Raw genomic sequence first — 22,584 nt, forward strand, 5'->3', positions numbered from 1 at the left:
ACCTCCTCATGGACTATGGCTCACTTTTCCAGCGAGCAAGGATATCAGCTTTTAATTATATCATAACTCACAGGACTTGCAAGTATTTTCTTCGCTCCAAAGTTGCTTTGTTAGTGTTAGTCGGCTTAAATGAAAGCATTAAATATGATTGGAGTCATAAATGTTTCTATAAATGCCGCAATAAAAAATAGCGGTATGATCCATAGCATGAAAATCCTCAGACATGCAAGAACCGCCTGTTTCAGCTCCCCTTTCAAGTTTTTCTTGGCGATTGTTTTTATGATCACATTACAGATATGGATCCCCAGGGTTGCTGCTAAAATCAGTGCCGGTATCTCAATCATGCCGTGGGGAAGAATACCGGCAAGAAGCGGTAGCCAGCCAACATTATTGATCTGATAAACGGCACCCAACAAACCGATAATCATCGCATTGGAAACAAGCGATAAAAGCGGTAAGAAGAAGAAGGGAATAAAGCCCAAAAGAACGGTTAGCCCTCCCGCTAAAAGATTATTCATAAAAATCCACAGCCACAGACTTAAACCAGTATAATGCGACATGGCTTTATCTTCAAATATCGCAACCAGCTCCTTATAATACATTTCCGCTATTTGCGGGTTCGTCTGAAAAATAATGGCGTTGATAATAACGGTCACGACAAAAATTCCCAAACAGATAAAAAACGTTTGTTTGAGATTTTTTGAAAAATAATTTCCGGCACTATTCCATTGCGCAATAACGAAATTTTTCATTGCTCTGCCTTTTCCTCATTGGCGATCACTTTTTTTATCTGCTTATTAAATTTTGATCGTTGCAGCATGACAATGTGACCGCAACCCAGACATTTGATTTTGATGTCGGCTCCCATTCGTATGATTTCCCACTGGAAGCTGCCGCAGGGATGTTTTTTTTTCATTTCGACACGGTCGCCCAATGTATACTCTTTACTTTCCATGATCCACCTCTTTATTGATCTGATTCTCTGGTATAAATGATCGATTTATTATAGGGAATTTCGATTCCCTTTTCGGAGAACACTTCTTTTATTCTTTGGCGCAGCACCGTTTCCGCCTTGAATTTAGACGCGGCATCTTCGTCACAGCTGATTCGAATATTCATCGCCATCGGACCCATATCTGTTACGCCAATGACTTCCGGACAAGTCTTAAACAACTCCTCATGACTTTCAAAAAGTTCTTTGCAAATATCATTAAGGATATCAGTCACCTTGCTGATGTCTTCCTCATAGGAAATTCCGATATCAACGGTTGCCTTTATATGACCTTTTGAATAATTTGTCAAACGATCGATCTTTCCATTATGAATGATAAACAGGCCACCGTCAAACTCCCTGATATTTGTGGTTCGCATTCCGATTGCTTCGACAATGCCGTAGTGATCTTCATCGATGATGACATAATCGCCGACGCAGAATTGATTTTCAAAAACAATGACAAAACCACTCATCACGTCTTCAACAATCCCCTGCGCCCCAAAGCCGATGGCCAGGGTTCCAACGCCTGCCACAGCCAGGAGTGAACTGACATTCATGAACTGTCCGAGGATAATCAGAACCGCCACTGTCCAGATGCCGGTTCTGACGACTGTTTTTGTTACATGATTCAATGTCACGACCCGGCGTGATTCTCTCTGGTCGATGCCTGACTTCAGCGAATCAAAAACACGGTTGACAATGCCGAATATTATTTTAATACTCACCACCGCCACCACTAACACCAGGATCGAAATCAGAATTTCTTCCAGCAGATTTCCAATATTTATTTGCGTAGCAATTCTTTCATAATTATTGATCAGGTACTCCATCATACCCTCCTATTGTATTCCTAAAAAGTTCATGATCCAGGGCAAGCCTATTTGCAGCAAGACACTCTCTTCATAAGTCGGAAGATTGGCTGTTCCGCCAGTGAAAGTGTTGATCACCGTCGCTCCGCAAAGCACAATTCCAAACACACAAAGGCCCAAGACCAGCCCCGCCAAAAGTCCCAGCAGGCGATTAATTCCGCCGATAATCGGGATTTCTGAAACGCCCTTGAAAAAGATCTGCGCAAACCAAAACAGCAGTGATACCCCAAAGAGAATAATCAGAAAACTGATGCTTTGCGCAATTCCGAACATGATCGTGTCTGACATTACGCTGAGGCTTTGATCCATCATCGCCTGCGTGCCCTTGACGATCGCCTGTAGCGATGCGGAATTTATCGCAACGTCCTGTGTGCCAACGTTGATCAGAGTCTGGGCAACCGTTTCCGTATTAATTGTTTCCATCAGGCCGTTAAATACACCTAAATTGATCAGCCATTTCGCCATTACCGGTGAAAAAATCCATGCTATTGCAAAAGATGCAATAAATCCCCCGAAACTAATCAGGGTATTTATTGCACCTCGTTTATATCCAATCAATCCCGATACGAAACAGATCAGGATACAAATAATGTCTAATGTTGAAAAACTCATTTTTTATTCCTATAGTATTCTTCGATGTCTTCTTCATTGATGATTCTGATCGCGCTGGTTTCTTTCAAAAATGATTTGTCATTACTTTCCTCATGTTTTTTCAATTTCTCCTGCGCCTGATCCAAAGTCATCGGTTCTGATACCTTCCAGTCATCGGCAGCGGTTTCTTTTGCTACCGTTTCAGCGGTTTTTTCTGTGATAATACTCGGTATTTTCGCCGGTTCAATGCTGTTATCCGCCTGATCTGAAGCAACTGCCAGCTGTTCATCAAAAGGTACGACTCTTTCAAAAAGCCCGGTTTCACTTTTTAATGGTTGCCGATCGGGTTTTCTTCCTCCGGTTTTATCATTAATGATCACTTCGGTCATGTTTACCCCTTCATCCGGCGTAAAGCCTTCGTTGATCATTTCTTCTGAAAAACCATCGATTCCGATGCTTTCGCGTTGTGGCAGCTTCGATTTTTTTCTGGTTTTTTTCTTTTCTTTCTTGCTGCTTAACTCTTTTGAGGCTACCGCCGCTGTGTCTTCTACTTTTGTCTCTTCTAAATACTTATGTCCCATTATGCGCCCCAGCACAACACCAATTATCTGGAATACCACTGTGAAAATCAGTGAAATCCCGAAAAAGGCAAAAATTGAAATGCTGCTGCCAACCAACTGATAAATCAGTCCAAACGGTAAATACCAGAAGATCGTCGGCGCCGCCAGAAAAGCAAACTGATTCCAGACACTCATTGTATCCTGTCCCGGCGCAAACAAAGACACCAGCGTCAGTGATGCCGTCAGCACAACAATTGGCATCAAGCTGAAAAATATATACTTGAATACTCTGGGTTTTTCGTTACTACTGATGTTTTTAAAGCAAATAACAAATAGTGCCATCCAGAATATACCAATTGTCAGTAACTGAACACCATTAAACAAATAGTCGAAACTATCGGTTCGCACAACATCAAAAACACTCTTATATATCAAAACAATCACTAAATATAGAATGTTTCCTAAAACTGCCGCCTCAAGTGGTGACAGTCTTCTCTTTCTTTTGATTTGATTCATTTTTTTCTCCATTTCATAAATTAAAGTCTATTTCAATTTTGGTCCTCAATTTATCTTCTCATAACCCAAAAGTTCAAGAATACGATCAAGCTCTTCCAGTGATGAGTAGGAAAACTCAATTTTTCCTTTTTTTCCGCGATTGTTGAGACTTACCTTGGTTTTGAATTTTTCTTCCAGACCTTCCTGAATCTCTATGATATAGCTACTGTTATCTGTTTTCTTTTTTTGCAGTGGCTTGGCTGAACCTTCAGCCTGCATCTTCTTGATCCACTTTTCCGCATCTCTGACGCTTAATCCCTTTTCTATGATTTCATTGGCAAATGCTTCCATTTTTTCAGGATCTTCGAGAATCAGGATGGCTCTGGCATGTCCGGGCGTGATATTCCCCTTTGCCACCTCATTTTGAATTGAAGCTGGGAGTTTTAATAAGCGCAGGGTATTTGCAACCGCGGTCCGGCTTTTACCGATGCGAATTCCTATTTCACCTTGCGTCATATTGAAATTTTCCATTAAGCCCTCAAAGGCCAGTGCTTCTTCAATACTATTGAGATTTTCTCTTTGAACATTTTCAATGATCGCGATCTCCAGAACCTCTTCCGGCGGAAGATCTTTTATAATCACCGGGACTTCTTTCAAGCCGACCATATTTGCCGCACGCCAGCGTCTTTCCCCGGCGATAATCGTGTAACCTTTTGCTTCTGGTTTTACAACTATTGGCTGTATGATCCCATGTTCTTTTATTGAAATTCCGAGTTCCTCCAGTTTCCCACGATCAAAACTCTTGCGCGGCTGGTCCGGGTTTGGTCTGACATTATTTGTTTTTACATAAAAAACCAGTTTCTCGGCATCTACCGCTAAAGTCCCGTTATCCTCCGATATGACACCTTCCTCGGGAAACAACGCTCTGAGACCTTTTCCTAACCCTGTGTTTTTTCCCATAAATTACTCCTGTCTTTTCATAAATTCTTTCGCCAGAGCACGATATGCCTTTGCTCCTTTTGACGAATTGGCATACTCAAAAATGCTTTGTCCATAGCTTGGCGCTTCAGCCAGTCTGATATTCCTTGGAATCATTGTTTCATATACCTTATCTTTGAAATAATCGACCACCTCATCAACCACCTGATTGGATAAGTTCGTCCGACTGTCAAACATGGTCATCAACACCCCTTCAATTTCCAGTTGCGGATTTAAGCCCTGTTTGACCAGACTGAAGGTGTTCATCAATTGACTTACGCCCTCTAAAGCATAAAACTCGCATTGAATGGGAATGAGTACGCTGTCTGCTATGGCCAATGCATTGATTGTCAACAACCCCAGCGACGGCGGACAGTCGATAAAAATATAATCGTAGTATTCCTTGATATTTTCGATGCAATTCTTCAGGCGTAATTCTCTTTGTGGCAAATTCGTCAGCTCAATCTCCGCTCCCGCTAAATCCGGATGTGACGGCAGGATATGAAGATTCTCATACGCTGTTGTCAGGATAATCTGCTTCAAATCATCGCCATGGATGATCCCGTCATAAACGCTCTTTTTAAGATTGCTTTTTTCGATTCCAAATCCGCTGCTCGTATTTCCTTGTGGATCGATATCTATGACCAGAATGCGACATCCCTCCATACTCAGGGCAGTGGTTAAGTTAATGTTTGTGGTCGTTTTCCCGACGCCACCTTTTTGATTGAATACTGCCACGATTTTCGCCATGCTTTGCTCCTTATTTTTTGTTGATCATATTATTTGCTTTTTTCTATCGAATCTATGATGTTTCACGTGAAACATCATAGATTCGATCGTGTGTAGTACTGAGCTTTGAATTTCTCCAGGGATTTCATCTGGCAGATTCAAAGTTCAGGCCGATTAAATATGTTTCACGTGAAACATCTCGAAAACCAGACAAATACTATCACATTACTCTTTATTTCTGCTTTTATTTGAACTCTTGCACCGGAAAGCCATCTTTCCTGATCTTTCCATTTGACCGCGGAAATTGTTTCGGCGTCTTTTTAACTTTATCAATATTAATTATAACATGAACATAGTCGCTTTGCAGTAATAAACCCTTTTTTACCTCTACTATTTCACCGCCGAGAATCTCAATTGGTTTTCTCGCCGCTTTTAACTCATCGGAATAGTCTTTCCCTTTCATTGGCAGAAACTGTCCGCCAACCCGTGTCAACGGCAAACAGTATTCAGACAGCAGGGTTAAGTTAGCTACTGCCCGCGATGTCACCACATCATAGTGCTCCCGGTGTTGTGAATCCTGCCCGAATTCCTCGGCCCGTCCATGAAGGATGCTGATGTTTCTGATATCCAACTCCTCTGCAATCTCCTGCACGACATTCAGCTTCTTTTTTGTTGAATCCATGAGGGTAATGTCTGCATCTTCCAGCGCAATGGCCAATGGAATTCCCGGAAAGCCACCACCTGTTCCCACATCCAAAATTTTTGCTTTGTTGTTTTTAATCAGCTTGAGCAACGTCAGAGAATCCAAAATATGCAATTTAATAAATTCATCCTCATCGGTAATGCGGGTTAAATTGATGTACTGATTCTTTTCCAGTAATTGATCCATATATGCAATCAGCTTTTCTGCCTGCTTTTCACTGATAGCTATTTCAAACTGTGTTCCCAGTTCAATTAATTTCTGTCTGCGGTTATTCATTTTCGCCCTCTTCCTTTTCTGTTTGGTTGCTCCGTCGCCGCTGTTCCAGTGCGATCAATAAAACGGATATATCCGCCGGCGAAACCCCTGAAATACGGGATGCCTGACCAATTGAAGTCGGTTTGATTTCCTGAAGTTTCTCAACTGCTTCTATTCGCAGCCCGCCGATGGCTTTGAAATCAATCGCTTTGGGTATCTTTTTATTTTCAAGTTTTTTGAATTGCGCCACTTGCAGCAACTGTTTTTTAATGTAGCCCTCATATTTAATCTGCACTTCCACCTGCTCGACCACGCTCCAGTGGAGCAATGGCCGTTGTGGATCAAAAGCAGCCGTTTGAAGATATTTTATTTCCGGTCGACGGATCAGCTCGCCCAATGATACGCTGTGTCTGATTTCTGAACTTCCAAGCTCCTTCAAGATTACATTGTTCTCCTGGCTGGCTTTGACCTGGATTTGTTCCAGACGTTCTATTTCATTTTTTATCGCTGCTTTTTTCTTTAAAAACCGTTCGTATCGTTCATCACTAATCAGCCCGACCCGGTGTCCGATCGGTGTCAGTCTCAAATCTGCATTATCCTGTCTGAGCAACAAGCGATATTCAGACCGTGACGTCATCATTCGATACGGTTCATCTATGCCTTTTGTTATAATATCGTCAATCAATACACCAATATAACCTTCGGAACGATCGATGATGACCGGTTGTTCACCCCGTGAATATTGAGCCGCATTGATTCCTGCTATGACTCCCTGCGCGCCTGCTTCTTCATAACCGGACGTTCCGTTAATCTGTCCGGCAAAGAACAGCCCTGATATCTCTTTAGACTCCAGCGAAGCTTTCAAACGGGTTGGATGAATACAGTCGTATTCGATGGCGTACGCAGAGCGCATAAACTCGACCTTTTCCATCCCGGGAACGGTACGGTATAAAGCAATTTGAACATCTTCCGGCAGACATGAAGACATTCCCTGTACGTAAATTTCATTTGTTTTCAACCCTTCGGGTTCCATGAAAATCTGATGACGTTCCTTATCATGAAAACGCATGACCTTTGTCTCAATGGAAGGACAATAACGGGGGCCGATGCCAACGACATCCCCTGTGTATAACGGTGATCTTTCAAGATTATCATTGATAATCTGATGTGTCTCCTTGTTTGTGTAAGTCAGATAGCAAGGCACCTGTTCAATTTCTATTTTTTCTGTCTCGAAGGAAAAAGGCACGATATGTTCGTCGCCTTCCTGAATGATCATCTTTGAATAATCCAGCGTCTTGGCATCAACTCTTGCCGGCGTTCCGGTTTTAAACCGCTGCAGCTGGATGCCGTTTTTTTCAAGGCTTGCCGACAAATACATTGCCGGGAACAAGCCGTTTGGCCCACTGTCATACTGGACATCCCCAATGAAAATGCGTCCTTTTAGATAAGTTCCGGAGCAGATTACTGCGGCTTTACAGGTATAAACGGCACCGGTATTGACCATCACACCGGTTATTTTGCCATTTTCAACCAGTATGTCGGTTGCTTCCTGCTGTTTTAAAAGCAAATTCTCCTGATTCTCGATGACCTGTTTCATTCTAAACTGATAGGCTTTCTTATCCGCCTGCGCCCGTGATGAATGGACGGCCGGCCCTTTTGCCGTATTCAGCATTTTGCACTGAATCATCGTTTCGTCAATATTTTTTCCCATTTCACCGCCAAGGGCATCGATTTCCCGCACCAGATGTCCCTTGCCGGTCCCGCCAATGGATGGATTGCAGGGCATCATCGCTACCGAATCCAAATTGATGGTCAAAAGAAGCGTTTTTAGTCCTAGTCTTGCACTGGCTAAAGCCGCCTCTGAACCAGCGTGTCCGGCGCCAACTACGATAACATCGTAGTCCCCTCCTGAGTAAGTCATCCTTTTTCCTCTACTTTCCAATACAAAAATTCTTGAATATCTGATTGATAATATCAATTCCGACGGTTTTTCCGGTAATGCCGCGAAGCGATTCCAAGGCTTCCATCACATCAATTGAAACCAGCTCAATCGGCATCTGGCTGTTCATCGTTAAAACCGCATTTTCCAAACTGCCTTTTGTTTTCTCCAGAAGCTGGATCTGTCGCGTGTTTGTAATCAGATAATCTGCTTCCTGACTGACATTTCCTTCATAAACCATTTCGATCATTTTATTTTTCAGCACTTCAATTCCTGACTCTTCGATCAAAGACATGGGGATCCACGGATCCGGGATCTCACCTTCTTTTCCCTCGATGACATCGGTTTTGTTCGCGATATAAATTGTTTTTCTGTTCTTCAATAATGCCATGATCTCTTTTTCTGCATCCGACATTTCTTTGGATATGTCGCGCATGAAAATGACCAGGGTTGTTTGATTCAAAAGGGCCTTTGATTTTTCGACGCCTATTTTTTCGACAACATTATCGGTTTCACGGATTCCCGCCGTATCAATCATTTTAAATGGAATTCCCTCAATGTTGATATACTCTTCGATGGTATCCCGTGTGGTTCCGGGAACATCTGTGACAATGGCTTTGTTTTCCATCAGCAGCGTATTGAGTAGCGACGATTTCCCGACATTGGGCTCCCCTAAAATGGCGGTGGTAATGCCTTCACGATATATTTTTCCGGTTTCTGCCACCGCCAGAATATCTTCAATTTTTTTAATCAAATTCTTTATTTCATCATCAATAAATTGAAAGGTGATATCCTCGATATCGTATTCCGGATAATCGATATTCACTTCCATATGAGACAAAATATCGATGAGAACCTGATCCAGCTCTTCCAACTTCTCTGACAGTCTTCCTTCCAGTTGCGCCACCGAGTATTCCAGGCTCTTTTCCGTTTTAGCGTTAATGATATCCATGACCGCTTCTGCTTGAGCAAGGTCCAGCCGTCCATTTAAAAATGCCCGCTTGGTAAATTCTCCCGGTTCCGCCAAACGCGCACCGGACTCGATCACCAGTTTTAATATCTTACGCATGGGCACAATCCCCCCATGACAGTTAATTTCGACGACATCTTCAGCCGTATATGAGTGGGGAGCCTTCATTTTTGAAATTAGGACTTCATCAATATCCTTTTTTGCAATTGGATCAATAATTCTTCCATAAAGCAACTGATGGCTTTCCGCGGCATCCAATGTTCTTCCCTTTGGATTTACAAACAGCCGGTTGCCAATTTCTATGGCTTTATTTCCACTGATTCTTATGATTCCAATTCCTGCTCCGCCCATGCCGGTGGCAACTGCAGCAATTGTATCTTCATTCATTAATAAGACTTCCACTTTTTTCTCCTGACTAAATAATTCTTTCCTAACATGTAATGATATAATAAATTGCTACCGCTGACAAGAGGAGTGCTGATAAAAAAAACGTGTTGCATCATAACTAAAAGTTATTCTGCAACACGCCCTTTATATTCTTAGTTTTTATCTTTTAACTGGATGACAACACGCCGATACGGTTCTTCACCTTCACTAAATGTAAAGACCTTATCATTATTCTGCAGTTTGGCGTGAATCACGCGTCGTTCCGACGGATTCATTGGCTCAAGTATCATTTTCTTTTGATAATAAACCGCTTTATTCGCCATTTTTTCACCAAGATCCTCTAATGTCTTTTCGCGTTTGGCACGATAATTTTCTGTATCCAGAACCACTCTGACATAATCTTCTTTTTTTCGATTAATAACTAAACTTACCAGGTACTGAAGCGAATCCAAGGTTTGGCCCCGGCGTCCGATAAGAACACCCATATCCTTGCCTTCCAGATTAATGAATAAAATACTGTCTTCAAGACGCATCTGAATATTACAGCTGACTTTCATAGCATTGAATACTTCATTTAGAAAATCAAAGGCCCGTTGTTGTGGATCATTGATGAGCTTTACTTCAACAATCGCCTCCTTTTTTCCAAACAGCTTCATTAAACCACTGTCCGGCACTTGCAATACATTTGTTTCAACTTGATCCATAGTAACTCCGAGCTGCTGCAAACCATCATTAATTGCATCTTCTACGGTTTTACCAGTACCCGTTACTGACTTATTCATTCTTCCTCCCCTTAGCTTTCAGTTCATTTTATTTGTTATTATAACGTTCCTTAGCATTTTGATAGGCTTCTTCCTGCGCTTCATCTCTTTGTGGAATTTCAGCTGCTGGTTTTTTTCTTTGTTGCGCCGGTTTTTGCGGTATTTTCTTGTTAGAAGCCGGTTTTGTCAAAGGTTTTTTGGGTTCACTATCTTGACCGTCTTTGTTTTTCTTCTTTTTTTGATCATATGGATTATTCGCAGCTCTTTTTGCGGCAATTTCCGCTCTTTTTTCTTCTTCAGCTTCTCTGACGCGTCGTTCAGCTTCCTCAACTGAAAAATCTGGTTCCGGGATACGCATCATAATAAATTGTTGAACAAATGTAAATATATTCTGAACAACCCAGTACAAAGCAACACCGGCCGGCATATTGATGGCCATATAGCCAATCATGATTGGCATAAAATACAACATGACTTTTTGCGTTTTGGCATTGGGATCATTGGCATCCGCGTTTGGCGAGATGGACATCGTGAATTTTTGAGTAGCAAAAGTAAAGACTGCTGCCAAAACAGGCAATATGTAATACGGATCCGTATTACTAAGGCTATTCATCCATAAAAAGGACATGTCAAAGCTACCTTGAGTACCATTAAATACCCATTTTTGAGGATTAAGCAAGGTTTGATACAAACCGATTAGAATTGGAAATTGTATCAATAGCGGCAGACAGCCTGCGGCGGGATTGATCTTGAATGTCTGATATAACTTTAACGTCTCTTCGTTTAATTTCTCTTTGTTATTCTTGAACTTTTTCTGTAATTTCTGTAATTCCGGCTGAAGGCGCTGCATGTCCTTCATTGATTTTGTCTGCTTAATATTAAGCGGAAGTAGGCAAACCTTGGCTATTATTGTGAATATGATGATTGCCCAACCATAATTGTGAACAATTTCGAAAATTTGGAAAAGTATCCATCCAAAAATCTGGTATAAAAAATCCATTCTTTAACTCCTTAAAGTATTTTTCCCTAAATCTTCTTCAGGGAAGGGGATCATATCCCCCGGGATTAAAAGGATGGCATCTAAGAATTCGTTTTCCACCCAAGTAGCTCCCTTTTATTACGCCATATTTTTCAACAGCCATAATAAAATATTCTGAACAAGTTGGACTAAAACGACAATTTTTTCCTAAAAAGGGGGAAATACATTTCTGATACCCTCTTACAATCACGACTAGGAATTTCTTTATCATCTTATGGCCTCATGAGATTCTTCTTATAAAACAAATGTATTAATGATTTTTCTAAACTGCTAAACGGCACTTGGGTAATGGATTCCTTAGCAATTAAAATAATATCATAACCCTTTGAAAAAGAATCCTCATTCCGACGATATGCCTCTTTAGTTCTTCTCTTTATTTTATTTCGTATTACAGCTCTTTTGGAAACTTTTTTACTGACAATGATCCCCAAACGATTTTCACCAAGATCATTCTTTATATAATAGAATACAAAAGCTTTGTTTCCAAATACATCCCCCTTTTGAAAAACACGTTTAAATTCATTTTCTTTTTTTAGGGAATTTATCTTTACCAAAGGAAGTCTCCTTAATTTTTATTAAACAAAAGACCGCTTTTGAAAAACGGTCTACAAAGGATTATGCTGATAATTTTTCTCTTCCTTTTTGTCTTCTTTTCTTCAAAATAAGCCGACCACTTTTAGCAGACATTCTTTTTCTGAAACCATGCTCTTTTTTACGTTGTCTAACTTTTGGTTGATAAGTTCTTTTCACTTCGACACCCCCTGACTTTCTCTTTATATTCATTTGTTTACAAGCTAATAAGACTTTTACCCTAAAATTATATAGTTTTGCCCATTCTCTGTCAAGTTTTATTATTCTACTACACAAAACTTTTATGAACCTTTAGGTTTATTTTAATTTTATTGAATGCCAATTAACAATTTGTTATACTGGTATCAGAAATAATCTGTGGATAAGTTGATAACATTAGTGCATTAATCCACATTTTCAGCGATTTTGTGGATTAATTGGGGATAACTTGTGCATATTTTATGAACAGGCTTATCTTTTCATCTTTTCTTGTTGGGATAACTTATTTATTTTATCCACAGTTTTTATCAACTTTTACTTGATTTTTTTATGTATTCACATTAAAATGGACTTCCTGTGCATAAAAAATAACTTTATCCACAATGATAGTATTTAAATTTTTAAGAAATTGGAGGTTCATTTAATGGACACTTCGTTTAAAAAAATATGGGATTCCGCACTCGAACTAATCAAACCCGATATTAGTCCAACCAGTTTCAATACCTGGTTTTTAAAAATCAAACCCATAAATTATGTAAACAACACCTATTATTTTTTATCTGAAAATGAATTCGAAAAAGGAATTCTAGAAAGCCGCCACATTCCTCTGATTACCAATGCTTTAGCCGAAGTTACCGGAAAACCAGGATCTGTTAAAATTGTCCTGAAAGAGGAAGATGCGATGCTTTCCCCGGAAACCGCAACCCCTAATGCATCCCACTCAATCGTTGATGATAAAGTTTCTTCCTATCAAAATAGTTCCATGAATCCAAAATATACATTTGATAGTTTTGTAATCGGAGAAAACAACCGTTTTGCCCATGCTGCTTGTGTGGCTGTTTCAGAGGCCCCTTCCGAGCGATACAACCCGCTGTTTATTTATGGTGGTGTTGGTTTAGGTAAAACCCACCTCATGCAAGCGATCGGACATTATATTTTATCCTATGCACCGCATAAAAAGGTTGTCTATGTTTCCTGCGAAAAATTCACCAATGATTTTATCGATGCCATTCAGAATAAAACAAATATTTCTTTTAGAAACAAATACCGCAGTGCCGATATTCTTTTAATCGATGATATTCAATTCTTAGCTAAAAAAGAAGGAACTCAGGAAGAATTCTTTCATACCTTCAATACCCTTCAGCAGGAAAACAAGCAGATTGTGATTAGCAGCGACCGTCCGCCAAAAGAAATACCCACGCTGGAAGAACGTTTGCGTTCGCGTTTTGAAAGTGGACTGATTACCGATATCTACGCGCCAAATTTTGAAACCCGGATTGCCATTATCCGAAAAAAAGCCGAATCCTTCAGTGATGAAATTCCCAATGAAGTTTTAAGTTTCATTGCCGACAGTATTCATTCAAATATTCGAGAACTTGAAGGCGCATTAACAACTGTTTTCGCGTATTCAAAACTTCATAAAGTTCCTATCAATATTGAATCGGCAAAAGTTGCCCTAAAAGATATTTTTAGAAAAAAAGAAGATATTGTCATTACCAGTGAATATATAAAGGAAGTTACTGCAAAATACTTCAATATTACCGTGGAAGATATGAATTCCAAAAAAAGAACCCGTGCCATCTCCGTTCCCCGACAAGTGGCTATGTACATCACCCGCGATATTACCGAACTTTCACTGCCGCGGATCGGTGAAGAATTTGGTGGCCGAGATCATTCGACTGTGATTCATGCCTGCCAGAAGATAACAGAAGAAATGGCAAACAACACCGATTTTAAAAATTTGATCCTGCGGATCCAGCGGGAAATCAATGGCAATTAATAATCACAATTTATCCTTTTAATTGAACCACTTATCAACAGTTTATCCCCTTTGCTTTTTTCGTTTTTTCGATAGTGCAAAGCGCTTTGGGAGGTTATCAACAATATCAACACCCCCTACTACTATTACTATTATTTAAATATATAATAATATATATAAAAACGGTGTGCTAAAAATTTACAGAAGAGGTTTTTTCATGAAATTTAATTGTTTGAAAGAAAATTTAATGGGAGCTTTGGCCATTGCTCAAAAGGCTGTTTCTTCAAAAACAACACTCCCCATACTGGAAGGTATATTTTTCAGTGCGGCTAATAATAATTTATTATTAAGGAGTACTGATTTGGAAATTGGTGTTGAGGTGACTATCCCTGCTGATGTAGAAATTGAAGGGGACATCGTTTTGTCATCTTCGATCATCGGTGAGCTTATTCGTAAAATGTCAGGATCAGATGTTTTTTTTGAAAGTGATGAACATCATCAGATAAAAATAGAATGCCTGCTATCCAACTTCACCTTAAAAGGACTATCCGCTGATGAGTTTCCAGCTTTGCCGGAAGTCATCGAAGATCATATTTTCTCGATCGATGCTTCTGTTTTAAAAGAATTGATCAAGGGAACGTTATTCTCAGTCGCCACCAATGAGAATATTCCCGTCTTGACAGGTGTTAAAATAGAATTGCATGAGGACAATATCAATCTGATTGCTTTGGATGGCTATCGTCTGGCTTTGCGATGCGGAAAAATAAAAAAAGTAGTTTCTGAAGATCTCACCGTCATTATTCCTGCCAAATCATTGACGGAAATAAATAAAGTTCTAGCAAATTACGCAGGAGAAGTGGTCGTCAAATTTTCGGAGAATCAGATATTTTTTGAAATGGAAAATACTCAGTTCACTTCGAGACTCCTGGAAGGTGACTTTATTAATTATAAACAGATCATTCCGGTGGAAAAAACAACGCAGGTCAAGATCAATCGGCGTTTGCTTTTAGAAAGCAGTGAACGTGCTGCGTTACTGGCAAGAGAAGGTAAAAACAACCTGATCAAAATGGATTTTAATCAGGATCAGCTGATTTTAACCTCCAATGCAGAAATTGGTAATGTTTTTGAAATTATTCCAATTGAAAACATCGGAGAATCCATCAAGATCGCCTTCAATTCTAAATTTCTAATTGAAGCCTTGCGAGTGATTGAAGGCGAGGAGCTGTTGATCCATATGACCACTTCTGTCGGGCCTGGTGTGCTGCTCCCGGTTGAAGGAAATGATTTTATCTATTTAATCTTGCCGGTTCGAATTGCTGAAGAAAACTAAATTTAAAAGAATAGTCTAAAAAATCAGAACATTGACGAATGAATCACTGATTTTAAAGACTATTTTTTAATTTTATGTTATAATTAATCGGTCTAAGAATAGCGATATAAAAATTTAACCAATTTTGGCACAAATAAAAGGGATTAATGCAATGCTCTTTCATTTTTGTCAAAATAATTATGAATGGGGAATAGTATGCAAATAATTGAAATTAACACAGAGTTCATCAAAATTGATCAACTCATTAAATATGCCGGAATTGTTGGAAATGGCAGTGACGTAAAATTCATGATTCTTGATGGATTAATTCGTGTTAATGGGGAATTGTGTACCCAAAGAAATAAAAAAATAAGGCCTGGCGATAGAGTTGAAATAGAGGACTATGATACCCTGGAAGTTAAAGGGATCGATCAAGCATGTTCATTGAAGAAATAAAACTAATTCATTACCGTAACTATGAAAATGAAAAAATAAAAACTCATGAGGGCATTAATATTATAATGGGCGAAAACGCACAGGGAAAAACAAATCTCATTGAGGCGATGTTTTTTTTATCTCGTGGTTACAGTCATCGTGCTTCAAGTGTGGCAGAACTTGCCCAATGGGATCATGATGATTTTTTTATGAACGCCATCGTTGTCAGTCAGGGTGTAAAACATACGCTTACCGCAAAATGTCATCTTGGCAAACGTCAATTTTTATTGGATGGAAAAGCCAGAAAAAGAGAAAAAATAAATGGCATATTCAATACCATTCTATTTGAACCGGATGATTTAAAAATTGTAAAAGAAGGACCTGAAAAGAGAAGACGATTTATAAATCAGGAAATATCCGGTTTCAAGCCAGAATATCACTATCTACTGAGAGATTACGAAAAGATATTGAATCAAAGAAATATGCTGTTAAAAAATATCCGCTACGAGCCCAGTTTAGCAACAACTTTAGAGGTGTGGGACGAACAGCTCGTTCAGGTTGGAACACGGCTGATGAATCATCGGATTCGCTATCTGCATCGGCTCAATCGGGAAGCGAATGTGCTTCATAAAATATTGAGCCAGGGAAAAGAAAATCTTTCGCTGTACTATCAAAACAATATTATCGATTCTCTGGAAGATATCAAAGAAATAAAGAGAATCTTCAAAGAAAAACTGGAATCAAGTCGGGAAGAGGAAATATCAAGAGGATCGACAATATATGGACCTCACGTCGATGATATTGTCATTCAGATTAATGGAAAAGATGCCAGACGATATGGATCACAGGGTCAGCAGCGTTCGGCAGCTATTTCCTTAAAATTGTCACAAATTGAGATATATTTTGATAATACCGGCGAATACCCGGTGGTGCTGCTGGATGATATTTTTTCGGAGCTCGATGAGAACAGACGTAAAAGCATCATTAAGCTTTTAAATAAAACCCAGGCCTTTATAACCTGTACAGAAGATCTTTTTTCAACTGATGAAATACAGGAAAACAAGCATATGATTGAGATTCATCAAGGCCAGGCCAGAGAAATCACACCAACGAAATAGGAAAATTAGGAGGAAGACATGCCAGAAAAAAACCAGGATAAATACACAGCTGACCAGATACAGGTACTCGAAGGACTGGAAGCTGTTCAAAAAAGACCGGGAATGTATATCGGAAGTACCGGATCGAGAGGACTCCATCACTTAGTCTACGAAGTTGTCGATAACAGTATCGATGAGGCCCTTGCCGGCTATTGTAAAAATATTACCGTGACCATTCATCCCGACGATTCAATTACGGTTGTCGATGATGGACGAGGTATTCCCACGGGAATGAATCAGGCCCAGGGAAAAACAGGGGTTGAGCTGGCGCTGACCGTTCTTCATGCCGGCGGTAAATTCGGCGGTGGCGGTTACAAAGTTTCCGGAGGGCTCCATGGGGTTGGTGTTTCGGTCGTAAATGCTTTGTCTGAAAAGCTGACCGTTGAGGTAAAACAAAATGGACAGGTCTTCGTTCAGAATTATGAAAAGGGAAAACCCGTCGATACGTTAACGGTTACGGGAACCACAAATCGTACCGGAACGACTGTTTACTTCAAACCGGATAAAGATATATTCGATGAAACCGAATATGATTTTGAAGTTCTGGAACATCGTATGAGAGAGCTTGCTTTTTTGAATAAAGGCATTTCGATCAAACTGATCAGTGAAAAAGAAAATCCCAAAAGAAAAGAAATTTATTGTTATACAGGAGGATTGCATTCTTTTGTCGAATACATGAACCGGAACAAAGATCCACTGTATGATAAAATAACATATTTTGAAAAAGAAAAAGACGATTATTCGGTGGAAATTGCTTTTCAATATACAACAGGTTATTCGGAAAATATTTATTCCTATGCCAATAATATCAATACTCCGGAAGGCGGCACGCATCTCAATGGTTTTAAGAGTGCGCTGACGCGTACCATCAATACTTACGGGAGAAAAAATGGCTTCCTGAAAGGGAATGATAAAAACCTCACCGGCGAGGATGTCAGAGAGGGAATGACAGCCATTGTCAGTGTCAAGCTGCTTGATCCCCAATTTGAAGGACAAACAAAAACAAAGTTGGGAAATACCGAAGTCAAAGGGATTGTGGAAACCATTGTCGGCGATCAGCTGACGGCATTGATGGAGGAAAATCCCGGCATTGCGAAAAGCATCATCGAAAAGACGTTATCGGCCGCCAGAGCCCGGGAAGCGGCAAAGAAAGCCCGGGAATTTACCCGCAGAAAAACGGCGCTGGATTCGACGGCACTGCCGGGAAAACTGGCCGATTGCCGTGAAAAAGATCCGGCATTATCTGAAATCTATATCGTGGAAGGGGATTCAGCTGGTGGTTCAGCAAAATCCGGAAGAGATTCAAAAACACAGGCCATTCTGCCCCTGCGAGGTAAAATACTGAACGTGGAAAAAGCCCGATTGGATCGTATTCTGACGACCGATTCATTGAAATCCATGATCATTGCATTTGGAACCGGCGTTGGTGAAGAATTTAATGTGGAAAAAGCCCGTTATCATAAAATTGTCATCATGACCGATGCCGATGTGGATGGGGCCCACATCAGAACGCTGCTGCTGACCTTCTTTTTCCGTTATATGAGAGGCTTGATTGAAGAAGGCTATGTTTATATTGCCCAGCCGCCTCTTTATAAAATAACCAGAGGAAAACAGGTCGATTACGCCTATACCGATAAAGACTTGGAAAAGAAACTGGAAGGCGTGGAAGATCGTTCCCGAATCAGTCTGCAGCGCTACAAAGGTCTTGGTGAAATGGATGCCCATCAGCTTTGGGAAACGACCATGGATCCCAGCACCCGGACGCTTTTGCAGGTCAATGTGGAAGATGCGTCCTATGCGGATGAAGTATTTACAATTCTGATGGGTGACAAGGTTCAGCCGCGTAAAGAATTTATTGAACGAAATGCTAAAAAAGTTAAGAATCTAGACATCTAGTAAAGAAGGAGTAATAATAAAAAATGCAAGAAATAATTGAATTTGATCGAGTAAAATCGGTTAATCTTGAACAAGAAATGAAAACTTGCTATATTGACTATGCGATGAGTGTCATTATAGGACGAGCTTTACCGGATGTCAGAGATGGATTAAAACCGGTTCATCGCCGTATTATTTATGCCATGAGCGAATTGGGTTTAGACCCGCAGAAAACATTCCGTAAATCAGCCCGTATTGTCGGGGATGTTTTAGGTAAGTACCATCCTCATGGTGATGCATCCGTTTATGACGCCATGGTGCGTCTGGCTCAGGATTGGTCGACGCGATACCTGCTTGTCAATGGACAGGGAAACTTCGGATCGATTGATGGTGACGGCGCCGCTGCCATGCGTTATACCGAAGCGAAAATGGCCAAAATAACTGTTGAATTACTGCGCGATATCAATAAAGATACGGTTGATTTTGTTCCAAACTTTGATGAATCAGAAAATGAGCCTTCCGTACTGCCATCCCGCTATCCCAATTTACTGGTAAACGGATCTTCTGGTATTGCGGTCGGAATGGCCACCAATATTCCACCTCATAATTTGGGAGAAGTCATTAATGGAACCATTTCCCTAATTGATAATCCGGATATCACCATTGATGAACTGATGAAGGATATTAAAGGACCGGATTTTCCAACGGCCGGTATCATTCTCGGAAAATCAGGAATCAGAAGTGCCTATACGACGGGTCGTGGACGGATAAAAGTGCGTGGGAAAGTGGAAATAACTACCACCAAAAAAGGCAAAAAACAAATCATCATCTCCGAAATTCCTTACATGGTCAATAAAGCAAAACTGGTTGAAAAAATAGCTGAATTGGTTAAAGAAAAACGAATTGAGGGAATTGCGGATTTAAGGGATGAAACAGACTTAAAAAAGGGCATCTCTATTGTCATTGATCTGAAACGTGACGCCAATGAGACCATTATTCTCAATCAGCTTTACAAACATACCCAGCTTCAGGAAACCTTTGGGGTGATCATGCTGGCATTGGTTAATAATGAGCCGAAAGTGCTTAATCTAAAAGAGCTGATATTCCATTATCTGGAATATCAAAAGGAAATCATCACCAGAAGAACGATTTTCGACCTCAAAAAAGCCAAAGCCAGAGCACATATTTTAGAAGGTTTAAAAATTGCCTTGGATAATATCGATGAGGTTATTAAGATAATCCGAGCTGCCGCCGATGGTAAGACAGCGAAAACGCAGTTGATTGAACGATTCAGTCTGTCGGATATCCAGGCTCAGGCTATTTTGGACATGCGTTTGCAACGCTTAACCGGTCTTGAACGCGAGAAGATTGAAGAAGAACTCAAAGAAGTACTCCAGACAATCGCCTATTTAGAATCAATTTTAGCGGATGAAAAAATGATTTTAAATATCATCAGAGAAGAAATGCTGGAGATTAAAGAAAAATTTGCAGATGAACGTCGTACCGCGTTTGATATTGATGTGGAAGATTTTGATGTTGAGGATCTTATTGAAGAAGAGGATGTGGTCATCACCATGACGCATATCGGTTATGTCAAACGCATCAGTGCTGATAATTACCGTTCACAAAAACGGGGCGGAAAGGGAATTACGGCCTTGAGCACCCGAGAAAATGATTTTGTCGAGCAGCTCTTTACCACTACCACCCATCACTATCTGATGTTCTTTACCAATTTTGGAAAAGTCTATCGTCTGAAAGCTTTCGAGATTCCAGAAGGTGGCAGAACAGCAAGAGGAACCGCCATTGTCAATCTTCTGCCATTGGAAGATGGCGAACAGATTGCGACCATGATTCCGGTTAAAGAATTTACCGCGGATAAATACCTGGTCATGGCGACAAAACAGGGGATTATCAAAAAGACTGATTTGACGGAATACGATACATCCCGAAAAAATGGCATCATCGCCATTAATTTGAGAGATGGCGATGAATTGATCAATGTCCGATTGGTTGAACAGGATGAAGAAATCGTAATGGGAACGAAAAACGGTTATGCGATTCGGTTCAATTCTGAAGATGTCAGACCGATCAGCCGAACTTCGATCGGCGTAAAAGGAATCGATCTCCGAAAAGGAGATGTGGTTGTCGGGATGGATATCGTTAAAGAAGATCTCTTTGTCCTTTGTGTCAGTGAAAATGGATATGGAAAACTGAGTGCTTCTGATTTATATCGTCCGCAAAAACGCGGCGGTAAAGGGGTTCAGACTTATAAAGTGACGAATAAAACCGGAGAATTAGTCGGCTTTTGTGTGATCGATCGTGATGGTGAAATCATGATGATCAACAATCAGGGAGTGGTCATCAAGCTTGAAGGCAATGATATTTCAGCGGTTGGAAGAAATACTCAGGGCGTTCGTCTGATGAAATTAAAACCGGAAGAATCCATTGCGACAATTTCTAAAGTCTATAAGGAGGATTCAGTGGATGATGAGGAAGACCAGGTAGCACTCATTGATACCACTGAAAAAAAATAATGGCATCATCATTATTGCAGGAAGACCATATTCAGATTAATGGCATCGTTAGAGATCAATTTGAGGCCATTGCCTTGGCAGCGGAACCGCTGCTGAGGGATGGCTCCATAACGGAAGACTTTATTGAAGCAGCTGTGGAAAGAGAACGTGTTTTTCCGACTGGTCTGCCAACTAAAATAGGAGTTGCTTTGCCTCATACCGAGGCAAAGTACGTTTTAAAAGAAAGTATTTCCATCGTCACTCTGAAAAATACGGTTGTTTTTGCAGGCATGGGCAATCCCAAGGAAAGCATCCCAGTTAACATCGTTTTTTTATTAGCTATTCAGGATCCGCAAAAACAATTGGGCGTTTTACAGACCATTGTCACCATCATTCAAAATGAAAAGGTTTTACATAAAATAAAGGATGCAAAAGATCCTAAAACCATTTACAATCTAATTAAGACATTTCTGTAATAAAAAAAGAAAGTGGAAAGTAATGAATGTAAAAATAGCACCATCGATGCTCAGTGCCGATTTTGCCAATCTGGAACGTGATCTGAAGGCAGTAGAAAAGAGTGGCGCCGATTTCCTCCATGTGGATATCATGGACGGCCATTTTGTACCGAACATTACCATGGGACCGGATCAGGTGGCACAACTCAGAAAGACCGTGTCGATTCCATTTGATGTCCATCTGATGCTCAGTGAGCCTTTAAAATACATTGATCAGTTTGCTGATGCAGGTGCGGATATCATCACGGTTCATGTGGAATCGGAAGGGGATATCCAGACATGCATTGATGCGATTGTCAAAAAAGGTGTGAAACCGGGACTGGTTTTGTCGCCTGATACACCGGCAGAAGTGATAAAACCATATCTTGATCAAATCGATATGATCCTGATTATGGCGGTTTATCCGGGATTCGGGGGACAGAGTTATATCGCTGGAACCACAAGAAAAATAAAAGAATGCCGCAAAATGATCGGCGATCGTTCCATTGATTTGGAAGTCGATGGCGGAATAAATTTCAATACGCTAAAAGAGGTCGTCGATGCGGGGGCGAATGTAGTTGTTTCGGGTTCCTGTCTTTTTAAAGGTGAAATGAGAAAAAATATGGAGCGGTTTAAAGAGATCATCGCGGAATAAATAAAAAAAGTTGAAAGAGGAAAGTGTGAATGAAACTTATTTTAGTAGCGTGTGGAACAGCATTGGCAACATCGACAGTGGTTGCCAGAAAAATCGAACAGATCGCTCAGGAGAATGGTATCGAATGTAAAACCGTTCAGGCTAAAGCCGTCGATGCGATAAAAAAATATGAGGAGCTACATCCAGATGCGATTGTCTGCACCTGTCAGCTGGAAGGTGAAATAAATGTTCCGCTGATTAATGGACGAGCATTTCTTACCGGAATCAATATAAAAAGTACAACTGATCAGTTGCTGGAGATACTAAAAAAATAAAAAAGAGACTTTTA

At 40.4% G+C, this 22,584-nt stretch carries 24 protein-coding genes; 9 read left to right on the forward strand and 15 right to left on the reverse strand.

Features of this window, described 5'->3' with window-relative positions; translation table 11 throughout:
• Positions 1 to 125: 125 nt before the first annotated feature.
• The 15 genes from GH808_RS10505 to rpmH all read right to left on the reverse strand — a co-directional run bounded on the left by GH808_RS10505 (position 126) and on the right by rpmH (position 12,020).
• A complete protein-coding gene (locus GH808_RS10505) occupies positions 126 to 752 on the reverse strand; it encodes a stage II sporulation protein M (protein WP_186842748.1) in 627 nt (208 codons plus the stop codon).
• Complete coding sequence (locus GH808_RS10510) at positions 749 to 955, reverse strand: DUF951 domain-containing protein (RefSeq protein WP_186842749.1); 207 nt, start codon at positions 953 to 955, stop codon at positions 749 to 751. The genes GH808_RS10505 and GH808_RS10510 overlap by 4 nt, the downstream gene beginning before the upstream one ends.
• Before the next feature lie 11 nt (positions 956 to 966).
• Complete coding sequence (locus GH808_RS10515) at positions 967 to 1,827, reverse strand: mechanosensitive ion channel family protein (RefSeq protein WP_243166187.1); 861 nt, start codon at positions 1,825 to 1,827, stop codon at positions 967 to 969.
• A gap of 6 nt (positions 1,828 to 1,833) precedes the next feature.
• Positions 1,834 to 2,475: a CvpA family protein gene (locus GH808_RS10520; RefSeq protein WP_186842750.1), complete on the reverse strand. Its 642-nt coding sequence runs from the start codon at positions 2,473 to 2,475 to the stop codon at positions 1,834 to 1,836.
• Positions 2,472 to 3,530 carry a CPBP family intramembrane glutamic endopeptidase gene (locus GH808_RS10525; protein ID WP_186842751.1) on the reverse strand — a complete coding sequence of 353 codons (1,059 nt, stop codon included), beginning with the start codon at positions 3,528 to 3,530 and terminating at the stop codon, positions 2,472 to 2,474. The genes GH808_RS10520 and GH808_RS10525 overlap by 4 nt, the downstream gene beginning before the upstream one ends.
• A 45-nt stretch (positions 3,531 to 3,575) precedes the next feature.
• Complete coding sequence (locus GH808_RS10530; RefSeq protein ID WP_186842752.1) at positions 3,576 to 4,469, reverse strand: ParB/RepB/Spo0J family partition protein; 894 nt, start codon at positions 4,467 to 4,469, stop codon at positions 3,576 to 3,578.
• A gap of 3 nt (positions 4,470 to 4,472) precedes the next feature.
• Entirely contained in the window at positions 4,473 to 5,237 is a 765-nt protein-coding gene (locus GH808_RS10535; RefSeq protein WP_186842753.1) for a ParA family protein, read from the reverse strand.
• Between the two features lie 223 nt (positions 5,238 to 5,460).
• Positions 5,461 to 6,195 carry a 16S rRNA (guanine(527)-N(7))-methyltransferase RsmG gene (rsmG, locus tag GH808_RS10540; RefSeq protein ID WP_186842754.1) on the reverse strand — a complete coding sequence of 245 codons (735 nt, stop codon included), beginning with the start codon at positions 6,193 to 6,195 and terminating at the stop codon, positions 5,461 to 5,463.
• On the reverse strand, positions 6,188 to 8,095 hold the full coding sequence (gene mnmG, locus GH808_RS10545) for a tRNA uridine-5-carboxymethylaminomethyl(34) synthesis enzyme MnmG (RefSeq protein WP_186842755.1): 1,908 nt from the start codon (positions 8,093 to 8,095) through the stop codon (positions 6,188 to 6,190). The genes rsmG and mnmG overlap by 8 nt, the downstream gene beginning before the upstream one ends.
• Positions 8,096 to 8,105: 10 nt before the next feature.
• Positions 8,106 to 9,470: a tRNA uridine-5-carboxymethylaminomethyl(34) synthesis GTPase MnmE gene (gene mnmE / locus GH808_RS10550; protein WP_207722311.1), complete on the reverse strand. Its 1,365-nt coding sequence runs from the start codon at positions 9,468 to 9,470 to the stop codon at positions 8,106 to 8,108.
• A gap of 152 nt (positions 9,471 to 9,622) precedes the next feature.
• Positions 9,623 to 10,252, reverse strand: a complete 630-nt coding sequence (gene jag / locus GH808_RS10555) for an RNA-binding cell elongation regulator Jag/EloR (RefSeq protein WP_186842757.1) — start codon at positions 10,250 to 10,252, stop codon at positions 9,623 to 9,625.
• Between the two features lie 28 nt (positions 10,253 to 10,280).
• The gene (locus GH808_RS10560) at positions 10,281 to 11,231 is read right to left on the reverse strand and encodes a YidC/Oxa1 family membrane protein insertase (RefSeq protein ID WP_186842758.1); all 951 of its coding nucleotides are present in this window, start codon (positions 11,229 to 11,231) and stop codon (positions 10,281 to 10,283) included.
• Between the two features lie 37 nt (positions 11,232 to 11,268).
• The gene (yidD, locus tag GH808_RS10565; RefSeq protein WP_207722309.1) at positions 11,269 to 11,481 is read right to left on the reverse strand and encodes a membrane protein insertion efficiency factor YidD; all 213 of its coding nucleotides are present in this window, start codon (positions 11,479 to 11,481) and stop codon (positions 11,269 to 11,271) included.
• A gap of 1 nt (position 11,482) precedes the next feature.
• Positions 11,483 to 11,824 carry a ribonuclease P protein component gene (gene rnpA, locus GH808_RS10570; RefSeq protein ID WP_186842759.1) on the reverse strand — a complete coding sequence of 114 codons (342 nt, stop codon included), beginning with the start codon at positions 11,822 to 11,824 and terminating at the stop codon, positions 11,483 to 11,485.
• A 61-nt stretch (positions 11,825 to 11,885) separates the two neighbouring features.
• On the reverse strand, positions 11,886 to 12,020 hold the full coding sequence (gene rpmH / locus GH808_RS10575) for a 50S ribosomal protein L34 (protein ID WP_041669680.1): 135 nt from the start codon (positions 12,018 to 12,020) through the stop codon (positions 11,886 to 11,888).
• A 463-nt stretch (positions 12,021 to 12,483) separates the two neighbouring features.
• Here rpmH and dnaA point away from each other — a divergent pair, with 463 nt between their 5' ends.
• The 9 genes from dnaA to GH808_RS10620 all read left to right on the forward strand — a co-directional run bounded on the left by dnaA (position 12,484) and on the right by GH808_RS10620 (position 22,570).
• Positions 12,484 to 13,839: a chromosomal replication initiator protein DnaA gene (gene dnaA / locus GH808_RS10580; RefSeq protein WP_186842760.1), complete on the forward strand. Its 1,356-nt coding sequence runs from the start codon at positions 12,484 to 12,486 to the stop codon at positions 13,837 to 13,839.
• Between the two features lie 196 nt (positions 13,840 to 14,035).
• The gene (gene dnaN, locus GH808_RS10585) at positions 14,036 to 15,148 is read left to right on the forward strand and encodes a DNA polymerase III subunit beta (RefSeq protein ID WP_186842761.1); all 1,113 of its coding nucleotides are present in this window, start codon (positions 14,036 to 14,038) and stop codon (positions 15,146 to 15,148) included.
• Positions 15,149 to 15,343: 195 nt separating this feature from the next.
• Positions 15,344 to 15,583 (forward strand): RNA-binding S4 domain-containing protein, encoded by a 240-nt coding sequence (locus GH808_RS10590; RefSeq protein WP_186842762.1) that lies wholly within the window; start codon positions 15,344 to 15,346, stop codon positions 15,581 to 15,583.
• A complete protein-coding gene (recF, locus tag GH808_RS10595; protein ID WP_186842763.1) occupies positions 15,565 to 16,680 on the forward strand; it encodes a DNA replication/repair protein RecF in 1,116 nt (371 codons plus the stop codon). Before GH808_RS10590 ends, recF begins: the two co-directional genes overlap by 19 nt.
• An 18-nt stretch (positions 16,681 to 16,698) precedes the next feature.
• A complete protein-coding gene (gyrB, locus tag GH808_RS10600; protein ID WP_186842764.1) occupies positions 16,699 to 18,615 on the forward strand; it encodes a DNA topoisomerase (ATP-hydrolyzing) subunit B in 1,917 nt (638 codons plus the stop codon).
• A gap of 23 nt (positions 18,616 to 18,638) precedes the next feature.
• Positions 18,639 to 21,128 (forward strand): DNA gyrase subunit A, encoded by a 2,490-nt coding sequence (gene gyrA, locus GH808_RS10605; RefSeq protein ID WP_186842765.1) that lies wholly within the window; start codon positions 18,639 to 18,641, stop codon positions 21,126 to 21,128.
• Entirely contained in the window at positions 21,128 to 21,583 is a 456-nt protein-coding gene (locus GH808_RS10610; RefSeq protein WP_186842766.1) for a PTS sugar transporter subunit IIA, read from the forward strand. The genes gyrA and GH808_RS10610 overlap by 1 nt, the downstream gene beginning before the upstream one ends.
• 22 nt (positions 21,584 to 21,605) lie before the next feature.
• Complete coding sequence (gene rpe / locus GH808_RS10615) at positions 21,606 to 22,256, forward strand: ribulose-phosphate 3-epimerase (RefSeq protein ID WP_186842767.1); 651 nt, start codon at positions 21,606 to 21,608, stop codon at positions 22,254 to 22,256.
• A gap of 29 nt (positions 22,257 to 22,285) precedes the next feature.
• Complete coding sequence (locus GH808_RS10620) at positions 22,286 to 22,570, forward strand: PTS sugar transporter subunit IIB (RefSeq protein WP_186842768.1); 285 nt, start codon at positions 22,286 to 22,288, stop codon at positions 22,568 to 22,570.
• Positions 22,571 to 22,584: the final 14 nt, after the last annotated feature.

Source organism: Acetobacterium fimetarium, from assembly GCF_014284475.1.
Classification (GTDB): domain Bacteria; phylum Bacillota; class Clostridia; order Eubacteriales; family Eubacteriaceae; genus Acetobacterium; species Acetobacterium fimetarium.